The sequence below is a fragment of the Winogradskyella ouciana genome (genome assembly GCF_009709615.1).
GTDB classification, from domain to species: domain Bacteria; phylum Bacteroidota; class Bacteroidia; order Flavobacteriales; family Flavobacteriaceae; genus Winogradskyella; species Winogradskyella ouciana.
Window position 1 is genome coordinate 24827 of sequence record NZ_WJYA01000007.1, and the last position, 22950, is coordinate 47776.

Genomic DNA, 22950 nt, shown 5'->3' on the forward strand with positions numbered 1-22950 from the left:
TTAGAGCCACAAAAGTAGGGATTTCAATATTACTTAATTTTATATAGACCAAGTGCTTTTTTAAACTTCTTGCTCGCCAGCACATAATTGACGTAGAGTTTGTTCTTAAAACTTAAATAGCGCCATTGGCTGTATGGAATTATTTCTGAGGTGACTTTTTTATCGATACTTTCAGATACAATAAAATCTGATTTTATGCTATTCCAATCCACATTGTCATAACCATCAAATTCATTGACTTTATTCTTCTCATGGATAATGGACATCCACAGGCGTTTGTTGGCTATTTCGATACGTCTAGACTCTTTTTTCCACATATTATGGTCACTAAACCAAACGGTCTTGGGTTCGACATTTTTTTCAATCAAACTGATAAATGGATTAAAAATATGCTCTTTTTTACCCAACATAATCTCAGGCGAAATTTGAAGCGAATAACCTTTTAAAACATCAATAGCCATAAAGTCTTGTGATGTAAATTGATGCTGAATGGTATCTATATACTCTTTATGAATGCAATCGTCATTATCTATTCGAGACGTAATGATATAAGAACTGTCTTTACTATCTTCTGAAACATACGCTTTTATGGATGGATGAAAGGCATCCATACCATCCACATAGAATGATTTAAAGTGGGGATAGGGTTTTAAAAGGGTTTCAAGTTCTTGTTTAAAATCATCATCGGTAGTTTGGTCAAAAAACAATAGCCATTGAAAGTCTTTGTTAGTCTGACTAGCAATCGAAGGCAAACAAAAATTGCTGAATAAACCAATGCGATGCGTCATCCATTCGCGCGTTAACAAGGTTTCATTGTTCTTGGTGACGTCCCAGTTTTTATTTCTGAGATTAAAACGCGTAATGAGATAATGTTTAAACATACATGCCAATTAATAGTCGGTAAATTTAAAGAATTAAATAGCTACTTTTGCATGCAAAGTCATAACTATAATGCCTGTAAAGATTAAAATCCACAAAAACTCAGCCTTAACCAAAGCATCTATTGAAAGGACGCTAGAAAAATTTAATCACGAAGGGGAGTTGATTGGTACAGGCTATAGAAATGTGATTAAAATTTTAGACATTGAAGGCGAACGCTACAATATTAAGGGTTTTAAAGTCCCTAATGTAGTTAACAAAATTGTCTATCGTTTTTTTAGAAAGAGTAAGGCAGAACGTTCGTTTTTATATGCACAACGATTGTTGGATTCAGGTATTTTAACTCCGAGTCCAGAAGCCTATATCGAATATACCTCACTTTTCGTTTTTGGAAAAAGTTATTACATCAGTAAGCAACTTAATTACGATTTTACTATTCGTAAACTTATTGATGAGCCACAATGCGAGGATTATGAGAACATCTTAAGGCAGTTTACACAGTTCACGTTTCAGCTGCATGAAAAAGGGATTCATTTTTTAGATCATTCACCAGGAAATACACTGATAAAGAAAGATGGTGACGACTATAAATTCTATCTGGTAGATTTAAACCGTATGGAATTTAAAACGCTAAGCTATAATGAGCGACTTGCCAATTTTGCACGTTTATCTCCAAAAGATTATATGCTGGATATTATCAGTGATGAATATGCCAAGCTGATTAACAAACCTCATGCAGAGGTGCGTGAACGCATGTATTATTTCTCGCAAAAATTCTCTTCAAGTTTCAAAAAGAAAGAAGCCTTTAAAAAGAAATATTATTTCTGGAGAAAGAAAAAGAACTAAGCCTTAGTTCTATATAGGTCTCGGAGTTTAGAGTACTTTAAATAAGTGATTTTCCAAGTTTGGTAGCAGATTCTAAAACCGTTTAGACCATCTAAAAACCCTAGCCGTAAAATAAAAGCTTTAAAAAATGCCCAGGATGGATTCCAGATCAATTTCCATATAGGAGCAGTTTTACCTTTATCATAGTAGGCTTTAGCTGCAATAGTGGAGAAGTAATCTGTTTTTTTGTCCATTTCCTCGTAGGTCTGATACGTCCAATGTAAGATGTCACCTTTTAAATGTCCGGTTTTAGCGTTTTCATCATGTAATTGAACATTGTCATGAGGATTAATGCCTTTCCATTCAGCTTTTGTTTTATCGAAAACCCTTAATTTTTTATTAGGATACCAATCGGAATATTTTATCCATTGTCCGCAAAAGTTGTTAAAGCGATTGGCATAATACCCATCGAATTTCCAGTTGGATTTTAAATCAATAATAGATTTTTGAAGTGTTTCAGACAACGCCTCATCACCATCAAGAGACACAACATGATTGTAACTGGCTTGTGTTAAGGCAAAGTTTTTTTGTTCAATATAACCTAAGAATTCTTGCTCAATAAATTTTACATTGAATCGCTCACAAATCGCTTTAGTGTTATCAGTAGAATACGAATCTACAACCACAATTTCATCAACAACATTTACTAGAGATTGTAAACATCTCTCAATATTCCGCTCTTCATTAAACGTTATTATAACACCAGATAGTTTTAGCATAGTTGCATTTTCGCTGGTGTAAAAATAGTATTTTTGTGGTTATGCAATCAGACTTAAAAGCATCTGTGATTATCAGCACCTACAATCAACCAGAATGGTTAGAGTTGGTATTGCATAGTTATGGTATTCAAACTGAAATGGACTTTGAGATTATCATTGCAGATGATGGTTCTGATGAACGAACAAAACGAGTTATTGACAAATTTTCTGCGGAAAGCAAGCTCAATGTAACTTATGTTTGGCAAAAGGATGAAGGCTTTCAAAAAACCAAAATTCTCAATAAAGCGATTTTAGCTTCAAACGCTGACTACTTGATTTTTACGGATGGAGATTGTATTGCCAGAGAAGATTTTGTGAAAACACATTTAAGTTTGAAAAGAAAAAATAACGCATTGTCCGGTGGCTATTTTAAATTGACTAAAAAGATTTCCAATAGTATCACAAAGGATATTATAAGTGAGCAAAAATGTTTTGATAGAGATTGGCTTTTAGCAAAAGGACAACCCAAAACATTTAAACTCAACAAGCTCACTACATCAGATTTTAAGTCTAGATTCCTAAATGCCATTACACCTACCAAGGCTACGTTTGATGGTATGAATGTGTCTTGCTATAAATCTGATATTTTAGCTGTGAATGGTTTTGATGAACGTATGCAGTACGGAGGTGAGGATAGGGAAGTGGGCGAGCGAATGATGAATAATGGCATCAAATTTTTACAAGTTAGATATAGTGCTATTTGTGTACATTTGCATCACGATAGACCTTATAGAAATACTGAAGCTGAGGTTTTAAATCAGCAAATAAGAGCTACTACAAAACGAGAAAAGGCCAAATGGACAGTATTTGGTATAAAGACATAATTAACCATGCAACAACCAGAAATCTCTGTTATAATAAGCACCTATAATTCTGAAGAATGGCTTGAAAAAGTCATGTGGAGTTATGAGGCACAGACCTACAAGGATTTTGAAATGGTTATTGCAGACGATGGTTCTAAACAACCCACTTTTGACCTTATAGAGAGAATGAAGTCCGAAGTAAGTTATCCCATTGTACATGTCTGGCATGAGGATAATGGATTTCAAAAATCCCAAATTTTGAATAAAGCCATAGTGGCCTGTAATGCAGATTATATTTTAATGAGCGACGGAGATTGCATGGCAAGAGAGGATTATGTGGAAGTTCATATCAATGAGCGTGAAGAAGGGTATTTTTTGTCAGGTGGATATTTTATGTTGCCTATGTCCATCTCCAAACTTATAACCAAAGAGGATATTCTTAGCCAACGTTGTTTTAATGTAAAATGGTTGAAATCCCATGGTTTAAAATCATCATTTAAAAACAATAAGCTTACTGCGAAGGGTGTTACTAGTCAATTTTTAAATACGGTGACTCCAACCAACGCAAGTTGGAACGGCCATAATGCTTCTGGCTGGAAAAAAGATATAGTGGCAATCAATGGTTTTGATGAACGCATGCAATATGGAGGCCAAGACAGAGAGTTAGGTGAGCGCCTGTTTAACTATGGTTTAAAGTCTAAACAGATTAGATACAGTGCGGTTTGTTTGCATTTAGATCATCCTAGAGGCTATAAAACCCAAGATTCGATTGATAAAAATTTAGCCATCAGAGCAACGACTAAAAAAGAGAATAAAAAGTGGACTGACTTCGGCATTAAAAAAGATTAGTTTAGTCGCTTTAAAAATTCTTTCAATTCTTCCTCAAAATAAGAAGGTTTAAAATCTTCATACAACTCAAATGTTTTTGATTTCAATTCCTTTGGATGAGAAATGTCCGTGTAGGCTTGTTCATCATAATCTTTAAGATGAACAGAAACATGTTTTTTACCATCATCAAACATATTCCAAGCCTCTTTTTTTATCCATGGGGAAAAGATGGTAAATGTAGGAATATATAATGCTTTTGCCATATTTATAGCGCCTCCTTCGTTTCCAATTAATGCCTCGCAGTGTGATGTGATGGCAAGAAAATCTCGTAAACTTTTTCCAAAGACCTCAAAATGAATCTGCTTTTGAGTTTCGGCAGAACATAATTCTAAAATAGCCTTAGCATCTGCTTCTTGTTTCGGGATGTAATTGAATAAAATCTGACTATCAGGTTGTTCAGCTACAATGTTGTTAATCACTTTAGCCATATAGGCAAACGGATAGGTTTTATCTTTTCCGCTACCCAAAACACCAATCATAAAAAGCGGTTTTTCTAAATCAATTCCGTTTGATTCCAAAAATTGCTTTGCATTTGCCTTTTCAGAATTGGTGAGGTAGATTTTTGGTCTAACAATTGTAGTCGTGTCAATTTCTAGAGGCTCTAGCATTTGTAATCGGTTTTCAATAGCTAGGCCAGCATTGGTTTTAGCCTTTGATTTATTTTTAAACCTATGGTTATAGATTAAAGTGTTATGACCTTTGTCTAGTGATATTTTAGTTTTTGCCTTAGAGCGTAAAGCAATGATGTTGCTTGAGATTTGTGAGTAAACGTCAACAACAACATCAAAGTTTTCTTTTCGTAATTGATTGGCAAATTGCCAGAGTTTACGTTTGCTTTTTTCGTGATCAGGAGTGAAAAATTGAAACTGATCTATAAACGGATTTTCAGCTACAACAGGGTATGTATGTGAATTGATGACGTAATGTAATTCAGCATCAGGATATTTGTGTTTTATAGCCTCAAACAAAATGCTTGTAGCCAAAACATCACCTATCATTTTCTGTTGAATAACTAGTACTTTCAATTTTAGAAACTTTTAATTTTCCCCTTAGGGGAAATGCCCAAAGGGCAATGGGGCTTTAGACCGCAACATCATACTCTCGTAACGCATCATTCAAAGATGTTTTCTTGTCTGTACTTTCTTTACGTTTACCAATGATTAAAGCGCAAGGCACTTGAAATTCACCAGCTTTGAATTTCTTAGTATAACTCCCAGGAATAACAACAGAACGCGCAGGTACTCTACCTTTCATTTCAACGGGTTCGTCACCAGTGACATCGATAATTTTTGTACTCATGGTTAGTACCACATTCGCGCCGAGTACGGCCTCTTTTTCAACACGCACACCTTCAACAACAATACAGCGACTACCAATAAAAGCTCCGTCTTCAATAATTACTGGAGCAGCTTGTAATGGTTCGAGAACTCCTCCAATACCAACACCACCAGACAGATGAACGTTCTTACCAATTTGTGCACAACTACCAACGGTTGCCCAAGTATCTACCATAGTACCTTCATCAACATAAGCACCTATATTAACATAGCTTGGCATCAAAATAACACCACTGGAAATGTAAGCTCCGTGCCTTGCCACAGCATGAGGAACAACCCTTATACCTTTTTCCATATAATCCCTTTTTAGAGGAATCTTGTCATGGTATTCAAAAATACCGACTTCATGGGTTTCCATTTTTTGAATCGGGAAATAAAGCACTACGGCTTTTTTTACCCATTCGTTGACTTGCCACCCATCTTTTGTAGGTTCAGCAACTCTAAGCGTGCCTTCGTCAATAAGACTAACAACACTTCTAATGGCATCTATAGTAACACGATTAGTTAATAGAGAACGGTCTTCCCAAGCATTTTCTATAACGGATTGTAGTTGTTTCATGCGATAAAAATTTTATCAAAGATAACTCGATATTAAGGCTTCAGAAAATATTTTTAAAAAATTGTGACCCACTCAAAGAACGAGTGTCTTATTACTGTTAAATGCGATGATAATTTATTTTATAATAAGTTGATCTGAGAATTTAATTAATAGCTAATTTTGAAAACTCCTCTCCCCATAACTTGAGGAGTTTTCTTTTTAATGAAACTCTAAATTGAATAGTTGCGAAGCAAAAAAATCAATATAGTTAGTTGAATTAATCCCGCTTTTACAGCGGGATCTCATGATTAGAAGCTTGAGAGTTTCTTGTTTTTTAGAAAAAAGAATTTCTTTGAATGTGACCTAACTTAAAATATTGTGTCTTATAAATAATTAACGTGATTTAACTGTAGAGGGTAATAAAATCAACGACTTAATTAATAGCTAATTAAAAACGCTTCTTTTTGTTAAGAGGCGTTTTTTTATACATTATCTTTGCAAACCATGGGAAGAATTTTAGCCATAGATTATGGAACCAAGCGAACGGGTTTGGCTGTTACGGACGATATGCAGATTATTGCATCTGGTCTCACAACTGTTGATACCAAAGATTTACTTACGTTCTTGAAAGATTATATAGCAACAGAAAATGTTGAAAAATTTGTTGTTGGCGAACCAAAACAAATGGACAATACAGCTTCTGAAAGCGAAGTGTATATTCAGAAATTTTTGGAAAAATTGGCTAAGGCAATTCCAGATATTCCTGTGGAACGCGTTGATGAACGTTTTACTTCTAAAATGGCATTCCAAACCATGATTGATAGTGGGTTGAAGAAAAAACAGCGACGTAATAAAGCATTAATTGACGAAATTAGCGCAACATTGATTCTACAGAGTTATTTGGCTTCAAATTCTTAAATAAGAATTGTACTTTTGCACCCGAAAACAAACAGAATATGATTTTACCAATTGTAGCCTACGGAGATCCTGTGCTTAAGAAGAAGGCAAAAGAAATCGATAAGGATTACCCAAAACTAACTGAGCTAATAGAGAATATGTACGAGACTATGTATGGAGCTTACGGAGTAGGTTTGGCTGCCCCACAGGTTGGTTTGCCTATTCGTTTGTTTTTAGTTGACACAGAACCTTTTTCGGAAGATGAAGATCTTACTGATGAGGAAAGAGCACAAATGAAAGACTTCAAAAAAACATTTATTAATGCTCAAATTATAGAAGAAGAAGGTGATGAATGGGCTTTTAATGAAGGCTGTTTGAGTATCCCAGATGTAAGGGAAGATGTCTTTAGACAACCAAAAATCAAAATTCAATACCAAGATGAGAATTTTGAAACCCATGTTGAAGAGTACGATGGGTTAATAGCCAGAGTTATTCAGCATGAGTATGACCATATTGAAGGTGTTTTATTCACTGACAAACTATCATCCTTTAAAAAACGTTTGATAAAAGGAAAGTTGACCAACATTTCAAAAGGAAAAATTAAGATAGATTACAAAATGCGTTTTCCGGCAATGAGCAGAAAGCGTTAATAAAAGATATATATGAGTTTAGATAAAATTTTATCAATTTCTGGGAAGCCAGGACTTTTCGAAATTGTAACACAGACCAGAACAGGTGCCGTTGTTCAATCGTTAATAGACAAAAAAAGAATTACCGTTGGAGCCCATAGCAATATCAGTATTTTAAGTGAAATAGCTATTTATACCCTAACTGAAGAAGTACCTTTAAGAGAAGTTCTCAAGAAAATAAAGGACAAGGAAAATGGTGGGCCAACATCAATTAGTCATAAAGATGGTAAGCTGGTTTTAGAAGAATATTTCTTTGATGTATTGCCAGATTATGATGAAGACCGTGTCTATGCTTCAGATATCAAAAAAGTTATTCAGTGGTATAACTTACTACAAAAGAACAATCTTCTTGGTGCACTTGATGCTGAAGATGTTGTAAACTCTTCTGACGAAGAAGAATAAATATGTCCGATAAAACCACCCAACTCAAAGCCTTTGAGCGTTTGTTGATTATTATGGACGAGTTGCGAGAGCAATGTCCGTGGGATAAAAAGCAAACGATGGAATCACTTCGTCATCTTACCATTGAAGAAGTTTACGAACTTGGAGATGCCATTCTCGATAAGGATTTGGATGAGGTAAAAGGGGAATTAGGAGATGTGTTATTGCATATTGTTTTCTATTCTAAAATAGGAAGTGAAACCAATGCTTTTGATATTGCAGATGTTTGCCATAGCATTTGTGATAAGTTGGTGGAACGCCATCCTCACATTTACGGAGACGTGAAAGTTGATAATGAAGACGACGTAAAACGCAACTGGGAGCAACTAAAACTCAAAGAAGGCAAAAAAAGTGTTTTGGAAGGTGTGCCTAAAAGTTTACCAGCTATGGTAAAAGCCAATCGCATACAAGATAAAGTCGCTGGAGTAGGATTTGACTGGGAACAACCAGAACAAGTATTTGAAAAAGTAGAGGAGGAGTTAGCAGAATTAAAATCTGAAATCACTAAAGGCAACCAAGACGCCATTGAAAGTGAATTTGGAGATGTGTTGTTCTCTATGATTAACTATGCACGTTTCCTTAAGGTAAATCCCGAAAATGCCCTTGAGCGTACCAATAAAAAATTCATGAAACGCTTTCAATATCTTGAAAGTAAATCCAAGGAACTCAACAAACCACTTAAAGATATGACGCTTTCTGAGATGGATGTCTTTTGGGAAGAGGCGAAGTCTATTTGACCTATCCTATCATTCAGAAGAAACAAAGTGACTGAAGAATCTATAAAATCACACTTTAGATTCTTCGCTACGCTCTGAATGACAGAACACAGGTTTGTTAAAATTTTCTAAAAATCAAAAACCAAACATCCAAACAGAATTTTCTCACGTAAATAGAATATATAAAAGCAAAACGTTTTTATAATCTTAGTAGGAGATCTTAATTATTATTTAAGCGGTTGTAATTAAGGTTAATTTAGTTTAGTTAGGGCAAAATCCATCTGTGAATAACAGATGGATTTTGATTTTTAAGAATACATTCCTTTTAATTTAGACAATTTAGCCTTCCAAGTATCTAGCTCTTTTTTATGTCTATCTATATTTTTATGTACATCCTTCACTAGAGGATTGTCCGATTCTACATTAGAGAAAAACTGTAAATTGTTTTCTAATTGATTGATTTCAGACTTTACTTCGCTGATTTTTTTACGGATAAAGTTTTGCTCGTTGTCCAATAGCCTTGTGTCGTTATCATTGCTGGCCAAGTTTTCGAGTTTACTCTCAAACTTTACCATTTCTAATTTAGACTTGTCCATTTTTAACTTATCAAAGGCTTCATCTATGGCTTTATAGAATTTACCATCGATATAACGTTTGTTTTGTGGCACATGCCCAATGGCTTTCCAGTCTGCAATTTTGGTTTTTAAGGTTTCAACATCTGCTTTATTGTCGCCACTAAGTTCCATAGCTTTTAACTCATCCAGTAACTTTACTTTCTTGTCAAAGGCATCATAAAGATGTTGATTTTCCGCTTTACGTTCAGCATGCATCCTATCAAAATAGTGATTACAAGCGGCTTTAAACTGTTTCCATATTTTATCACTATCACGTCTTGGTACATGACCTATTTTTTTCCAATCGGCTTGAATTTTCTTCATCAAAGGAGTGACGGTCTTAAAATCCTCACTGTCCTTATTGTCTTCAGCAATTTTTATAAGGTCTTTCTTCTTTTTTAGATTCTCGTATTGGTCTTTCTTTAGCTCTTTATAGAATTTGTTCTTTCCGCGATTGAAAGTCCTTACAGCATCCTTAAATTTTGCCCAAGTAGCCTCATTGACCTTAAGCGGCACTTTACCTGCATTAAAAAAGGCTTCTCGTAGTGCTTCTATTTCTTTTATCTTCTTTTGCCATGCACCATGGGAACTCGCTTTATCTTCTGCTATTGCTTGTATTTGAGAAATGATGTTTTCTTTCTTTTCAAGATTTTTCTCATAAGCCTTATCTAAATCTGCATAGTAAGCCTGACGCTTATCGTGTATGGTTTTGGTCGCCTTACTAAAGCGCTCCCAAATTTCTTCTCTATGTTCTTTGGCTACAGGGCCTAATTCTTCTTTCCAGAGTTTGTGAAGCACTTGTAACTCTCTAAACGAACGATTAACGTTATCATCTTTAGCCAATTCTTCGGCTTGCTCAATAATCTTTAGTTTTTGCTCGTAGTTATGCTTAAAGTCCATATCTCGCAAATCGTTATTGAGATGCAAGAAGTCATAAAAACGCTCTACATGATGATGGTATGTGTTCCAAGCATTATTGTATTTATCTCTTGGAATTGGTCCAGCATTTCGCCATTTGTCCTGTAATTCCTTAAAGGTTTTATAGGTCGTGCCCATATTTTCCTCAACGGAAAGTAAACCTTTTATCTCTTCGATAATTGCTAATCTGTTTTCGAGATTTTGCTTAAGGTTTTGCTCACGTTCCTTGTAATATGAACTTATGGATTGCTTATAATCTTTATATAGCTGATTGAACAGTTTTTTGGTATCGTTGGTGTAATAGAAGTCTATTTCATTGCCGCCCTCTTCAATAAATTCTTCTTTTTTCTGATCAAGAAGTTCACTGAATTTAGCATTGAATTCTGATTTGATTTGATTGACCTGTTTAGATATGGTCTGAATTTTATGATGCTTTAAAAGGCGATTCAATTCCGTAGCCAAATCTTGCATCGACATGGCGTGATAGTCTTTTTCTTCTACCTCATGACGCTCTACATTAGATTCGTCTTCAGCATCCTCGGCATTTTCAGCTTCGATCTCATCGACATGTTGATCGTTTTTAGAAGTTTCAGTCTCAGATTCAGTTTCAGTCTCAGATTCAGTTTCAGTCTCAGATTCAACTTCTGTCTCGGCTTCAGCTGTTTTTTCTGAAGTTGTTTCTTTAGTAGATTCACTCTCAGTTTCGGCTTTGGTTTCAGCCTCACTTTCAGGAGTGACTTCTGTTTTGTTTTCAACCTCGGGAGTGGTTTCTTCTTTTGGAGTAGATACTTCTTTTTCTACTTCGTTTTTTCCATCTGCTTTTAGCAGGTTATCATTCTCAGACATGTGTCAATATTTTATAGGAGGTTAAAGATACTAACAACTCCTTGAACTACAAAGGAAATGCGTGGTGAGGTTGAATCGTTGAATCGTTTAGATGTTTCTTTATGAAAAGTTTATTTGTTTAGAAGTGGATATGCTGATGCGGTTAGTTTTGGAATTGATTAAAAGCTTTCATTTCCAAAAACACCAAACACTACTTATTCCAAATTTCCCAAGATTTTTCGGCTTGTAGTTTTAGCATTTCCAATCCATTAATCGTTGTTGCGCCTTTAATATCGCCACAACTCAAAAATTTAGTTTGCTCAGGATTATAGATAAGATCGTAAAGAATATGCTTTTTGGTTATGGCTTCGTATGGAATATCCGGACATTCATTAACGTTTGGAAATGTGCCAATAGGTGTACAATTGATAATTATCGTATATGAAGAAATAATGTCATCAGTTAAATCTGAATACAAAAATTTTACGCCTTCTTTCTCTGAACGCGATACGTAATCATATTGAATTTTGAGTTTTTTAAGCGCGTGGGCAATTGCTTTTGATGCTCCACCTGTACCGAGAATTAAAGCGCGTTTATGATGTTTTTTTAAATGTGGTTTTAGTGAATTTTTAAACCCGTAATAATCTGTGTTATAGCCGATTAATTTTTGATAGCGTGTAATTCTAATCGTATTCACAGCTCCGATTTTACGAGCACGCTTGTTGAGCTCATCCAACATTGGGATGACATCTTCCTTATAAGGAATGGTGACATTAAGGCCTTTTAAATTGGGAGTGTTTTTGATGATGTCATCAAGTTCTTCAATGGACTGTAAATCGAAATTAACGTAGGTATGTGGTAAACCTTCATTTTCAAATTTATCGGCAAAATAACCTCTTGAAAATGAATAGGAAATATCACGACCTACTAGTCCGAATTTATATTTTGATTTGTCTTGTGCGTTGTCCATACCATTCTAATCCCAAAACAATGAGGATTCCTAGGGCAATATAAGCAATTGCGATATAAGTTTCCGTGGAGGCTTCAGGGAAAAAACGCTGGTAATTTTTAACGACTTGTTTCCCAGTGGAATCCAAAATATAACTACCATTTTCATAGGTTTTGTAAATGGTTTCTTTCCATGGCCAAACCACTCCTAGCGAACCTACAATAAACCCAACTATAGTCGCTAAGGTTATGTTTTTATAATGTTTTAGAATATAATTTAGGAGGTGCGAAAAGGTAACCAGTCCAGTAACCGAACCCAAGGTAAATACAGCAAGTACCTTGAGCATTCGCATTCTGACTTCATTTTTTAGAAACTCAAAATTGCCAGTAAAAACATCAGCAACGGTATCGTAAAGCGCATTAACGGAATCCACAAGAAGTAAGACATAATTTCCCAATAAAATAAGAATAAAAGAACCAGAAAACCCAGGAAGCGTCATACCAGAAACACTTATAATGCCACAGAAAAAAACAAACCAAAGGTTATCATTTTCCTTAGCAGGATTTAAAAAACTGATACCAATTCCTACTACGGCACCAAGAATCAATGCTGTAATTGTTGTTCTGTTCCAGGCCTTAAAATCCTTACTGATATAATAAATAGATCCCAGAATCATCCCGAAGAACGTACTCCAAACATAGAGTTCATAATTGTCAATGAAGTAATCGAGAATTTTAGATACACTAAAATAACTGACCACCATTCCTAGGAAAAGTAAACCTAGAAATTTACCGTTGATGTAACGGAAAAAGCTTTTAAACCTACCATTAAAGAATAATTTGAAAGCGGTTTTGTTAACACGTTGAAGCGAATAGATAAACTCTTCATAAAACCCTGCAACAAATGCAACCACACCACCAGAAACACCAGGAACTTTGTTGGCAGCACCCATAGCCAACCCTTTAATGACCAAAAAAACTTTATCGGGAAATGTTCTGGTACTCTGCATTTAGATTTGGTTTTTTGAACCGAGACGCTCTAAGATCAAAATGGTAAAAAACCCAGCAACCATTAGGATAATAGCATATAAAACCTGTGGTTCTCCACTAAAATCCGTTGGCCACACACTTTCTTCCTTAAAAGGAACTTTAAGACCTTCTGAATCTGTTCTCCAAGAAAGTACGCGCTTCCATGGCCATACTTTGTTAAGCGACCCAACAATAAAACCCGATAACAAGGCCAATGTTGCATTGTGGTAATTCTTAAAAAGCCATTTCAAAATCCTACTGAATGATAATAGACCAACAACAGCTCCTAAGGCAAAAATGGCTATACGTTTAAAATCAAAGTCGTGAATAGCATCACTTAGAGTCTTGTAAGCACCAAGAATCACCAAGATAAAAGATCCGGAAATCCCTGGAAGTATCATCGCACAAATGGCAATAGCTCCTGCGAAAAACAGAAATAAACTATTGTCTGTAGCTCCCATTGAAGGTAAGGTGGTGATGTAGAAAGCTGTGAGCGCACCAACTAAAATGGCGACTAATGTCAATATTCTCCATCTTGTAATCTGTTTGGCGACATAATAAATACTGGCAACGATAAGCCCAAAGAAGAATGACCATATCAGTACAGGATGATGCTCTAAAAGGTATTTGGCAAGACGCATAAAACTTACGAAGCTAACAACAATTCCTGTTAACAAAGCTAAAAGGAAGCTGCCATTGGCGGCTTTCCAAAATGCTTTAAAACCTTCGTTTTTCCAAACCGTTATCAAGGACGGTTTTATATTGCTAATGGTTGTAATTAACTCTTCGTAAATCCCTGAAATAAAAGCGATGGTACCACCAGAAACTCCAGGAACAGCATCTGCGGCTCCCATTGCAATGCCCTTACATGATACTATTAAATAGTCTATAAAACGTCTCTGCATTTCTTAAAATATAAGAAACGCTAAGGTATGGATTTTTTATACGAATTCTGATTTAAATTTAAGGCAGAAATGTATTAGTTAGAAGCCTTTTTAGATTCTGAAATTATAGCCTTTACCATAGGTCTGTCATTCAACTTTGGAAAAAGCTCAGAAATGATAAAATTATATTCAGCATTTAGGGTTACGGCGTTTTTTAAATGAAAACGTCCTTCTTCGGTTTGGTGTACGGTAAAATACAAACCTCCAAGTCTATATTCAATCTCAGCATTTTCTGGATAGAATTCTGCTCCTTGTATTAAATTGTAGATTGCCGCTTCGTATTCGCCTAATGCAATAAGAATATCTGATCGTTCGAGCCAGGTTTCCAGTTCGTAATTGCCAAGCTCTAAAGTACGTTTGTAACCGAGTTCAGCTTCTTCAAGAAAGTTCAGTCGCTTGTTTATGGTTGCAAAGAGTTTCCAGTACAGCACATTTTCTCCATCAATATTTACAGCTTTGTTGATATAATGCAAAGCTTTTAAATAGTTTAAGCGCTTCATATAAAACTTTGTAATCGCTATCCAACCTTTGTCTAATAAAGCATCTTCTTCAACAGTTTTTTTAAAGAACTGTAATGCCATATCTACTTGTCCTAGTTTCTCATAGCAATAACCAATTCTCAACAAGGCAAACGAGGTTGGCTCGTCTAATGCTAATGTAATTTTGTAGTTTTCAATAGCGTCTTCGTAGTGTTTTAGTTTTTCTAAAACCTTACCCTTTTCCAGATAAGCGCCTACAAAAGTATCATCGGAAATTATAGCAAAATCAAAAGCAGCATTGGCTTTTGCATAGTCTTTTATAGTGAAGTATTGGCGTCCCAATTGATGCCAGGCCACTTCACAATAAGGATGACTATCCAAGAACTTATTGAGATATGTTATGGCTTCTTCGTTTTGGTCTAAAAAATCATAGCAATACACTACATTGTGAAGTGCAGAATAATCGGAAGTGTCAGTTTCTAAGCACTTTTTAAAGTAAATGATGGCGTTTTCAAACTGGTCTAAGAATAAATATTCCATTCCAACTAAAGCATACAAATCTGCATCATCAGATGGAGTGGTGGACATATCTATAGCAATAAGCAATGTGTCTATAGCTTTTTTGTGCTCATCTTGTTTAGATAACACATTAGCTTTTTGAATAAATATCTCTTCGTTTGTGGGCTCTAGTACATGGAGCATATCTAAAATATCATCAGCTTCAGAGAATTTATTTTCAATCACTAAAATTTCAACCTGAAATAATCTTAAGTTGATTGAAGTTGGGTGCTGTTCTAGACCAAGCTTAATAGCGCGTTTAGCCAAAGCAATTTTACCATTTTCGAGATAGTGGTGAATGATGTTTTCAAATTCACTTGAATCAAAAAACAAAATGTCATTTGTTTTTAACATGGATTCAAATCTGGTAAGCGGAAAGTTTTCGTCGTCGTGACTGTAATTCATAAGCGGTTTAATGATTCACTGAAATAAAATTACAGTTATCGTTTGCACTTCATCGATTTTTGAAGTAATGTTTTTAACAAATTAATTAACATTGAAATAATACTTTATGTAAAGTGCTCTTTGGTGTTTGTAAATCAGTCTGTTGGATTAATGTAAATAAAATTAAAGCGAATCCAAAATAGAAGTTATCACCTTACAACCTTTAATGATTTCTTCATTAGAAATTGTTAGAGGAGGTGTAATTCTGATGGCTTTGGGTTCAAAAAGTAGCCAAAATAAAATCAATCCTTGGTCTTGAGCACGTAAAATAACTTCATTTGTTATCTCTGAATTTTCTAAAAGCGCTGCCAGCATTAATCCTTTACCTCTTATTTCTTTTATGTGTGTGTGTTGAAGGTGTTTTCTGATTAATTGCTCTTTTTTAACAGTCTCTTCCATAAGGTTTGAGTCCGTAATTTCTTTTAAAGTTGCCAATGCTGCAGCTGCGATAACAGGATTGCCTCCGAAAGTAGTAATATGACCCAACTTTGGATTATCACTTAAGGTTAACATCATTTCTTTTGAAGTTGTAAAAGCTCCAATTGGCAAACCACCTCCCAAACCTTTACCTGTGACAATGACATCTGGTTGGCAGTTGTAATGCTCAAAACCAAAGAGTTTACCTGTTCTGCCAATTCCTGGTTGAATTTCATCGAGGATAAAAACAGCTCCAACTTTGTTGCAACGGTCTTGTACTTTCTTTAAGTAATTGTTGGTCGGTTCAATAAAACCAGCTCCGCCTTGTATGGTTTCCAGAATAACTGCAGCAGTATGTTCTGTAATTTGCTGCAGGTCGCTTTCGGAATTAAATTCTATGTGTTTTACGTCTGGAATAAGTGGAAGAAAAGGTGTTTTACGTTCTTCAAAATCCATGAGACTCAATGAACCCATAGTGTTGCCGTGGTAGGCATTTTTTGCTGCGATGATTTCGCTTCTACCAGTATAGCGTCTTGCCAGCTTAATACTACCTTCAATAGCTTCTGTGCCAGAATTGACCAAGTAGGTGGTTTCGAGAGGTTCTGGTAAATGCTTTGCTAAAAGCTTAGACAGTTGTAGTGCAGGCTCTTGGATATATTCCCCATAAACCATTACATGCAGATATTTGTCTAATTGTTCTTTTACAGCATTTACGATTTGTGGGTGAGAATGCCCTAAAGCGCATGCCGAAACTCCAGCCACAAAATCGAGATAGGCTTTTCCGTTTTTGTCATAAATATAGGAACCCTTTGCATGGCTAACTTCCATAGCCAAAGGATGTGGTGTGGTCTGTGCTTGATATTTAAAAAAATCGTCTTGCAATTATTGACCTTCTTTTTCTTTCTCTTCTTTTGATTCTTCAACCTGTTTCACCTTTGGTTTTAAAGGCATAACGGTTGTTTTCTTAGGCAAGTTCCTTGCAGCTTTGTTGGGTTTGTTAGGTGTATCTTTACCTGCCTCCTCTATACGTTCTGCAGCACTATCATCAATAAAATCCTCTGGTGGCACATAATCCTCTAGTCCTTGAATTTTTGGCAATACCAATGGTGGATCATCCTTGAATAAATCTTCTACAGACATTGGCCGTTCTTCACCTCGCCAATCAAAACCTCTGAGCCGTCTTCCGCTTCTTGGGAAGTCAGCTTCAGGGAAAATATTCCCATCTATTTGATTTTTAAAAATGACTTCTTCAATGGCTTTGTCTATGATCTGAATATTTATACTTCCGGATTTAGATTTTTGAATGCCAATCAGCTCATTAGCTTCATTACGCATATAACGAATGGTTTCGGCATTTTTAATAATATCTACATTATATAGTTCATTGTCTCTAAACAAACCGATAAGCCGTTGACCTTTAATCTGGTTGTAACCATCTTCACTAATAGTGTCCTTGCTCACTAAAAACGCGTTGTTGAAAACCTTTAGGGAATCTAGTTTTTCGGTTTCGACATTAGAAATTAAGTGAATAGTATCACCTGTCATTTGGTTGCCTAAATTCCAAAGTGCAGGTTTACGTTTTGTGGCAAAAGCATCAGTTGAACTGAAACGACTGAGATTAATCAATTGTGTTAACCCTGTTTTATGGTTAACATGAATAGAATCCGCTTTACCAGCTAAATCACTTTTATAAAGCCTAGCATTATAATAGGCTCTTGTAATACGATTTTCTTCTTTGCCAGTAACCATTAAGGTATCTGCATGGAGGTACACTGAATCTCGTTCTTGTACGGTAATTGCCAAAGCACGTTTTGTGATGAAAATTGAATCTTTATCACGCCAAACTTCAGCATAATGACCTTTAACGACACTGTTATTTATGGTGTCGGTGATTTTTATATTATTGGTGGCAGAAGCAAAACTTTTATTTCTGTCAAAATATAAACTATCACCAATTACTGTTCTGTTTTCATAGTCTATCTTGGCATTGCGTTGAAAATGCCCAATATTGGTTTTAGTGTCATAAAAACCACGTTCTGTATAAATCTTACTCTTTTCACCCACGATGGTTGAAGGTCCAAACAAATAAGCATGACCATTATCTGGAAAAAAATCTAAACGCTCAGTATTTAAAGTATAGTCAGGATTAACCAAAACCACATCTTGTGTAAATTGATACTTTTTGGCATTCATGTAGTAACGACCAATTTGGCTTGTAATCGTTCCTGAGGAATCTCTAACAACTTTACCTTTGGTATCGTAATAGGCTAGTTGACGTGTTCTGTCGTAGTGGAGTTTATCTGTTGTTAATACAGATTGCGGTTCGGTTAATACCACATCGCCTTGTGCAAAAGCTAATTGTGTTTTACCACTGTATTCTAAATATTTAGCGACCATATTGATGGAGTCACCTTGCTTCATTTGTACATTACTAAAGGCTTCAATATAATCTTGGTCTTCGTAATATATGGCCTTATCGCACCACATATTCACGCCTTTATGAACGAAATGCACCTGTTGTGATTCGTCACGTAGAAAAACGAGAGCACCATCCTCAATTTCGGGATCTGAAACTGCAATACCAGCATATTCTATGGTAATCGTTTGTTTTTCTTGAGCAAAACTAATCACCGAAACAAAAAAAAGAATTGCAAAAAGTAGATTCTTAAAACTATTCAAAGCCATATGTTTTTTACAATGTAACACTTATTGGAATTGCTTTAGTATGGGTTAACAGTTTTTTTAACAGAATCTAAAAATTCAAAAACTATACCGTTTTCCTGATGATGGTCTGCTTACGATCAGGGCCAACTGATACAATGGTGATTGGAATATTCAGTTCATTTTCCAAAAACTCCACATAGTCGTTGAATTCTTTAGGTAATTGCGACGCTTCGGTCATACCAGTTAAATCCTCTGACCAGCCTTTGACTTCAGTATAGATTGGCGTTACATTTTCAGCTTCAATATTATAAGGCAAATGATGAATAGTTTCTCCTTTGTATTTGTATGCCGTACAGACCTTTAAGTTTTTAAATCCAGAAAGTACATCACCTTTCATCATGATTAATTGGGTGACTCCATTGACTTGGCAGGCATAACGTAATGCTACCAAATCTAACCAACCACAACGTCTCGGACGACCAGTAGTTGCACCAAATTCATGACCAACACGTGCCATGGTTTCACCGTCTTTATCAAACAATTCCGTTGGGAATGGTCCTGAACCAACACGCGTCGTATAGGCTTTAAAAATTCCGAATACATCACCTATTTGATTAGGCGCCACACCTAAACCAGTACATGCACCTGCTGCAGTAGTGTTTGAAGACGTCACAAATGGATATGTACCAAAATCAATATCCAAAAGCGAACCTTGAGCACCTTCTGCCAAAATTGATTTACCAGAAGATTGCGCTTGATGAATAAACTCTTCTGAATCAATAAATTTCAAAGATTTCAATGTTTCAATGGCTTCAAAGAAATCAGTTTCCAATTCTTTTAAATCGTACTGAATATCCACATTGTAGAAATCAATCATCGCTTCGTGCTTATTTGCCAAAGCTCTGTACTTGTCCTTCCAATCGGCTAATTCAATATCACCAACTCTAATACCGTTTCTACCGGTTTTGTCCATGTATGTTGGACCAATACCTTTTAGTGTAGAACCTATTTTTGCTTTCCCTTTTGAAGCTTCACTCGCGGCATCCAATAAGCGATGCGTAGGTAAAATGATATGTGCTTTACGCGAGATGCATAGAGATTTTTTATAATCGACATTTTGTTCATCGAGTTTATCTAATTCCTTTTTAAAAATTACAGGATCTATAACCACTCCGTTACCCACTAGGTTTACCGTGTCGTCATGAAAAATTCCAGAAGGAATAGTATGCAAAACATGCTTTCTGCCGTTAAAAACCAAAGTGTGTCCTGCGTTTGGCCCACCTTGAAAGCGTGCAATAATATCGTATTTTGAGGTAAATACATCGACAATTTTTCCTTTGCCTTCATCTCCCCATTGTAATCCAAGTAGTAAATCTACTGCCATTATAAAAAATTAGTTAGTCGTCTTTTTTACGGTTACCGTAAAAGTATAGTGAATGATTAGTTATGTTGATGTCAAAAACCTCTTCAATGGTTTTTTTAATAGATTGAATGCGTGGGTCACAGAATTCTATAACCTCACCAGTGTCGGTAAGTATGACATGGTCGTGCTGCTTATCGAAATACGATTTTTCGTAATGCGCTTGATTTTGTCCAAACTGATGTTTGCGCACCAAGGCACATTCCAATAGCAATTCTATAGTATTGTAAAGCGTAGCTCTACTGACACGATAGTTTTTGTTTTTCATTTTAATGTAGAGCGACTCTATATCAAAATGTTCTTCACTGTCGTATATTTCTTGAAGGATAGCGTAACGCTCTGGCGTTTTTCTATGACCTTTGTCTTCAAGGAATTGTGTAAAGACGCGCTTTACAATTTCCTGATTACTTTCTTCTGTTGTTGCATTCATAATAAAGAGCAAATTTACACAAAAATTATAGGATAAGAATGATTTAATTTCGCATTAAAAACGAAAGAAATGAACAAGTTTTCAAGAAAATTCTCAATAGTTCTATTGAGCTTGTCGAAGTGCAAAATTTCACTTCTTTTAATTTCACTCGAAGTGACGACTTTTTTCGGATTTTAGATTTTAAACTCTAGTCACCTTGTCAATCCCGTTGATTTTTTTGAGCTTGTCAATAAGGTTTTTTAACATGGTCTGGTTTTTTACTTCAACAGTTATATCACCGTTAAAAATACCATCATCACTAGAGAAACTGATGCTTTTCATGTTCACATGAAGATTTTCTGAGATTAGCTTCGTAATATCGTTAACCAAACCAAGATTGTCTATTCCAGAGAGTTTTATGTGCGATGTATAGGTGCGCTGTGTAGAATCTATCCATTTTGCAGGCATAATTCTATAGGCATAATTAGATTGTAAACTCACCGCATTTGGGCAGTTTTTCTTGTGTACTTTTATACCATCATTTATAGTTACAAAACCAAATACTTTATCGCCAGGAATTGGATTGCAACAGTTGGCCAAGGTATAATTAAGACGCTCTTCTTCTTTGCCAAAAACCAGCATGTCGTATTTAGAAGTAATCTCATCTTTATCGATATCTTTTGGGACATCTGGCTTTCGGATTTTATTTTTAATATAGCTCATAAAAGCATTGCTACGAGAGGAAGCAAAGGCTTTTAGCTTTGTATTATCTATTGTGCCGATACCAACACGATAAAATAAATCTAAAGAGGTCTTTAATTTAAAGTAATTAACGAGCTCGTTTATCGATTTTTCATTCAAGGTGATTTTGAGCTGTTTCAACTTACGTCTAAGAATCTCTTTGCCTTCTTCTGCAATCTCTTTGGTATGCGCATTTAATGCCGATTTTATTTTGCTTCGTGCTCTAGCTGTGGTGGCATAATCTAACCAGTTGGCATTTGGTTTAGCGTTTTCGGACGTTAGGATTTCAACACGGTCACCACTTTGTAATTCTTGGCTAAGTGGTACTAGTTTACCATTGACTTTTGCTCCACGTGTCTTCATGCCGACTTCAGTATGAATGCTAAAAGCAAAGTCGAGTGGAGTAGCACCTTTTGGGAGAGATTTTAAATCTCCTTTTGGTGAGAAAACAAAAATCTCTTTAGAGTACAGATTGAGCTTAAACTGCTCAACAAAATCTACAGCGTCAGCCTCATTGTTCTCTAAAGCTTCTTGTAGTCTGTTAATCCATAAGTCTAGATTATCTTCTTTATCATTATTATTTTTGTATTTATAATGTGCTGCGTAGCCTTTTTCAGCAATTTCATTCATTCTTTCACTACGAATCTGAACTTCTACCCAACGACTTTTAGGGCCAACAACAGTAATGTGTAAAGCTTCATAACCGGTAGATTTGGGAGATGAAATCCAATCGCGAAGTCGAATAGGGTTTGGTGTAAAGTGATCTGTGACCACTGAATATATCTTCCAAGCGAGAAATTTTTCGTTTTCTAAATCTGACTTATAAATGATTCTAACCGCAAACTTATCATAGACTTCATCAAAAGATACGCCTTGTTTTACCATCTTTCTTCTAATACTGAAGATGGATTTTGGCCGTCCTTTAATTTCGTAGTTGAATCCTTCTTTATTTAGGGACTTTTCAATGACCTCAGAGAATGATTTAATGTAAGCATCCTGTTCCTCTTTGCTCTCTTGCATTTTTTCAGCAATATCATTGTACACTTCTGGTTCAGTGTATTTAAGACCAAGATCTTCGAGTTCGGTTTTAATGTTATATAGTCCGATTCTGTGAGCAAGAGGCGCATATATGTACAAAGTTTCTGATGCAATTTTTACTTGCTTATCAGCGCGCATGGAATCCATGGTTTGCATATTGTGCAAACGGTCAGCGATCTTAATGATAATAACCCTTACATCATCATTAAGGGTGAGCAGCATTTTACGGAAGTTCTCCGCTTGCAATGAAACATCCATTTCTGTATCGAGCGATGAAATTTTGGTAAGACCATCTACAATTCTCGCTACTGTTTCGCCAAACAATTGTTCTATATCTGCGAGTGTATAGTTAGGATTGTCCTCAACAACATCATGAAGCAAAGCCGCAGCAATAGATGTGGCATCTAAGCCAATCTCTTGGGCTACGATTTTTGCTACAGCTATAGGATGAAAAATATAAGCTTCACCAGATTTGCGTCGCTGATCTTTATGCGCGTCAACAGCCACCTCAAAGGCATGACGAATCATTTTTTTGTCCTTTGGAGTCAAGGTCTGGTAGCTTACTTTGAGCAACTCTTTGTAAGCTTTGGCAATGGCTTTATTTTCTTTCTCTATGGCTGCTTCAGTCATAGAACTAAAGTAGTGAATTGGTTTTTAATGAGCAATGGTTT

General features: G+C 35.6%; 21 protein-coding genes. 7 read left to right on the forward strand and 14 right to left on the reverse strand.

Annotated features, from left to right (window positions below; genetic code table 11):
• Window positions 1-29 precede the first annotated feature (29 nt).
• A complete protein-coding gene (locus F1003_RS11840; RefSeq protein WP_155089647.1) occupies window positions 30-881 on the reverse strand; it encodes a glycosyltransferase in 852 nt (283 codons plus the stop codon).
• A 70-nt stretch (window positions 882-951) separates the two neighbouring features.
• Here F1003_RS11840 and F1003_RS11845 point away from each other — a divergent pair, with 70 nt between their 5' ends.
• Complete coding sequence (locus tag F1003_RS11845) at window positions 952-1725, forward strand: lipopolysaccharide kinase InaA family protein (RefSeq protein WP_155089648.1); 774 nt, start codon at window positions 952-954, stop codon at window positions 1723-1725.
• On the opposite strand, the gene F1003_RS11850 is transcribed toward F1003_RS11845, so the two are convergent.
• Window positions 1722-2483 (reverse strand): glycosyltransferase family 2 protein, encoded by a 762-nt coding sequence (locus F1003_RS11850; RefSeq protein WP_155089649.1) that lies wholly within the window; start codon window positions 2481-2483, stop codon window positions 1722-1724. The genes F1003_RS11845 and F1003_RS11850 overlap by 4 nt on opposite strands.
• Window positions 2484-2524: 41 nt before the next feature.
• Between F1003_RS11850 and F1003_RS11855 the strand changes: the two genes are divergently transcribed.
• Both F1003_RS11855 and F1003_RS11860 read left to right on the forward strand, forming a co-directional pair.
• A complete protein-coding gene (locus F1003_RS11855; protein WP_155089650.1) occupies window positions 2525-3346 on the forward strand; it encodes a glycosyltransferase family 2 protein in 822 nt (273 codons plus the stop codon).
• 6 nt (window positions 3347-3352) lie between these two features.
• Window positions 3353-4174 carry a glycosyltransferase family 2 protein gene (locus F1003_RS11860; protein ID WP_155089651.1) on the forward strand — a complete coding sequence of 274 codons (822 nt, stop codon included), beginning with the start codon at window positions 3353-3355 and terminating at the stop codon, window positions 4172-4174.
• On the opposite strand, the gene F1003_RS11865 is transcribed toward F1003_RS11860, so the two are convergent.
• Together F1003_RS11865 and F1003_RS11870 are read right to left on the reverse strand one after the other, a co-directional pair.
• Window positions 4171-5238 (reverse strand): glycosyltransferase family 9 protein, encoded by a 1068-nt coding sequence (locus F1003_RS11865; RefSeq protein ID WP_155089652.1) that lies wholly within the window; start codon window positions 5236-5238, stop codon window positions 4171-4173. The two genes, F1003_RS11860 and F1003_RS11865, sit on opposite strands and share 4 nt — an antisense overlap.
• 55 nt (window positions 5239-5293) lie before the next feature.
• On the reverse strand, window positions 5294-6109 hold the full coding sequence (locus F1003_RS11870) for a 2,3,4,5-tetrahydropyridine-2,6-dicarboxylate N-succinyltransferase (protein ID WP_155089653.1): 816 nt from the start codon (window positions 6107-6109) through the stop codon (window positions 5294-5296).
• Between the two features lie 483 nt (window positions 6110-6592).
• Between F1003_RS11870 and ruvX the strand changes: the two genes are divergently transcribed.
• From ruvX to mazG, 4 genes are read left to right on the forward strand one after another with little or no spacing between them, the layout of a single operon-like run.
• A complete protein-coding gene (gene ruvX, locus F1003_RS11875) occupies window positions 6593-7006 on the forward strand; it encodes a Holliday junction resolvase RuvX (protein WP_155089654.1) in 414 nt (137 codons plus the stop codon).
• A gap of 38 nt (window positions 7007-7044) precedes the next feature.
• Window positions 7045-7635, forward strand: coding sequence for a peptide deformylase (gene def / locus F1003_RS11880; RefSeq protein ID WP_155089655.1), 591 nt, complete (start codon window positions 7045-7047; stop codon window positions 7633-7635).
• A gap of 12 nt (window positions 7636-7647) precedes the next feature.
• Entirely contained in the window at window positions 7648-8076 is a 429-nt protein-coding gene (locus F1003_RS11885; RefSeq protein ID WP_155089656.1) for a DUF5606 family protein, read from the forward strand.
• Window positions 8077-8078: 2 nt separating this feature from the next.
• Window positions 8079-8852: a nucleoside triphosphate pyrophosphohydrolase gene (gene mazG, locus F1003_RS11890; RefSeq protein WP_155089657.1), complete on the forward strand. Its 774-nt coding sequence runs from the start codon at window positions 8079-8081 to the stop codon at window positions 8850-8852.
• A gap of 287 nt (window positions 8853-9139) precedes the next feature.
• Here mazG and F1003_RS11895 read toward each other — a convergent pair whose 3' ends face one another.
• From F1003_RS11895 to F1003_RS11940, 10 genes are all read right to left on the reverse strand, one after another.
• Window positions 9140-11209, reverse strand: coding sequence for a DUF349 domain-containing protein (locus F1003_RS11895; RefSeq protein ID WP_155089658.1), 2070 nt, complete (start codon window positions 11207-11209; stop codon window positions 9140-9142).
• Between the two features lie 190 nt (window positions 11210-11399).
• Window positions 11400-12158 (reverse strand): shikimate dehydrogenase family protein, encoded by a 759-nt coding sequence (locus tag F1003_RS11900; protein ID WP_155089659.1) that lies wholly within the window; start codon window positions 12156-12158, stop codon window positions 11400-11402.
• The gene (locus F1003_RS11905; protein ID WP_155089660.1) at window positions 12127-13146 is read right to left on the reverse strand and encodes a DUF368 domain-containing protein; all 1020 of its coding nucleotides are present in this window, start codon (window positions 13144-13146) and stop codon (window positions 12127-12129) included. Before F1003_RS11905 ends, F1003_RS11900 begins: the two co-directional genes overlap by 32 nt.
• Window positions 13147-14070 carry a polyprenyl-phosphate transporter gene (locus tag F1003_RS11910; RefSeq protein WP_155089661.1) on the reverse strand — a complete coding sequence of 308 codons (924 nt, stop codon included), beginning with the start codon at window positions 14068-14070 and terminating at the stop codon, window positions 13147-13149.
• Between the two features lie 74 nt (window positions 14071-14144).
• A complete protein-coding gene (locus F1003_RS11915) occupies window positions 14145-15551 on the reverse strand; it encodes a tetratricopeptide repeat protein (RefSeq protein WP_155089662.1) in 1407 nt (468 codons plus the stop codon).
• A gap of 162 nt (window positions 15552-15713) precedes the next feature.
• Window positions 15714-16889: an aspartate aminotransferase family protein gene (locus F1003_RS11920; protein ID WP_155089663.1), complete on the reverse strand. Its 1176-nt coding sequence runs from the start codon at window positions 16887-16889 to the stop codon at window positions 15714-15716.
• Complete coding sequence (locus tag F1003_RS11925) at window positions 16890-18692, reverse strand: OstA-like protein (RefSeq protein WP_155089664.1); 1803 nt, start codon at window positions 18690-18692, stop codon at window positions 16890-16892.
• A gap of 82 nt (window positions 18693-18774) precedes the next feature.
• Complete coding sequence (locus F1003_RS11930) at window positions 18775-20055, reverse strand: adenylosuccinate synthase (RefSeq protein ID WP_155089665.1); 1281 nt, start codon at window positions 20053-20055, stop codon at window positions 18775-18777.
• Window positions 20056-20068: 13 nt separating this feature from the next.
• A complete protein-coding gene (locus F1003_RS11935) occupies window positions 20069-20521 on the reverse strand; it encodes a Fur family transcriptional regulator (RefSeq protein ID WP_155089666.1) in 453 nt (150 codons plus the stop codon).
• A 180-nt stretch (window positions 20522-20701) separates the two neighbouring features.
• Window positions 20702-22909, reverse strand: a complete 2208-nt coding sequence (locus F1003_RS11940; protein WP_155089667.1) for a RelA/SpoT family protein — start codon at window positions 22907-22909, stop codon at window positions 20702-20704.
• Between the last annotated feature and the right edge of the window lie 41 nt (window positions 22910-22950).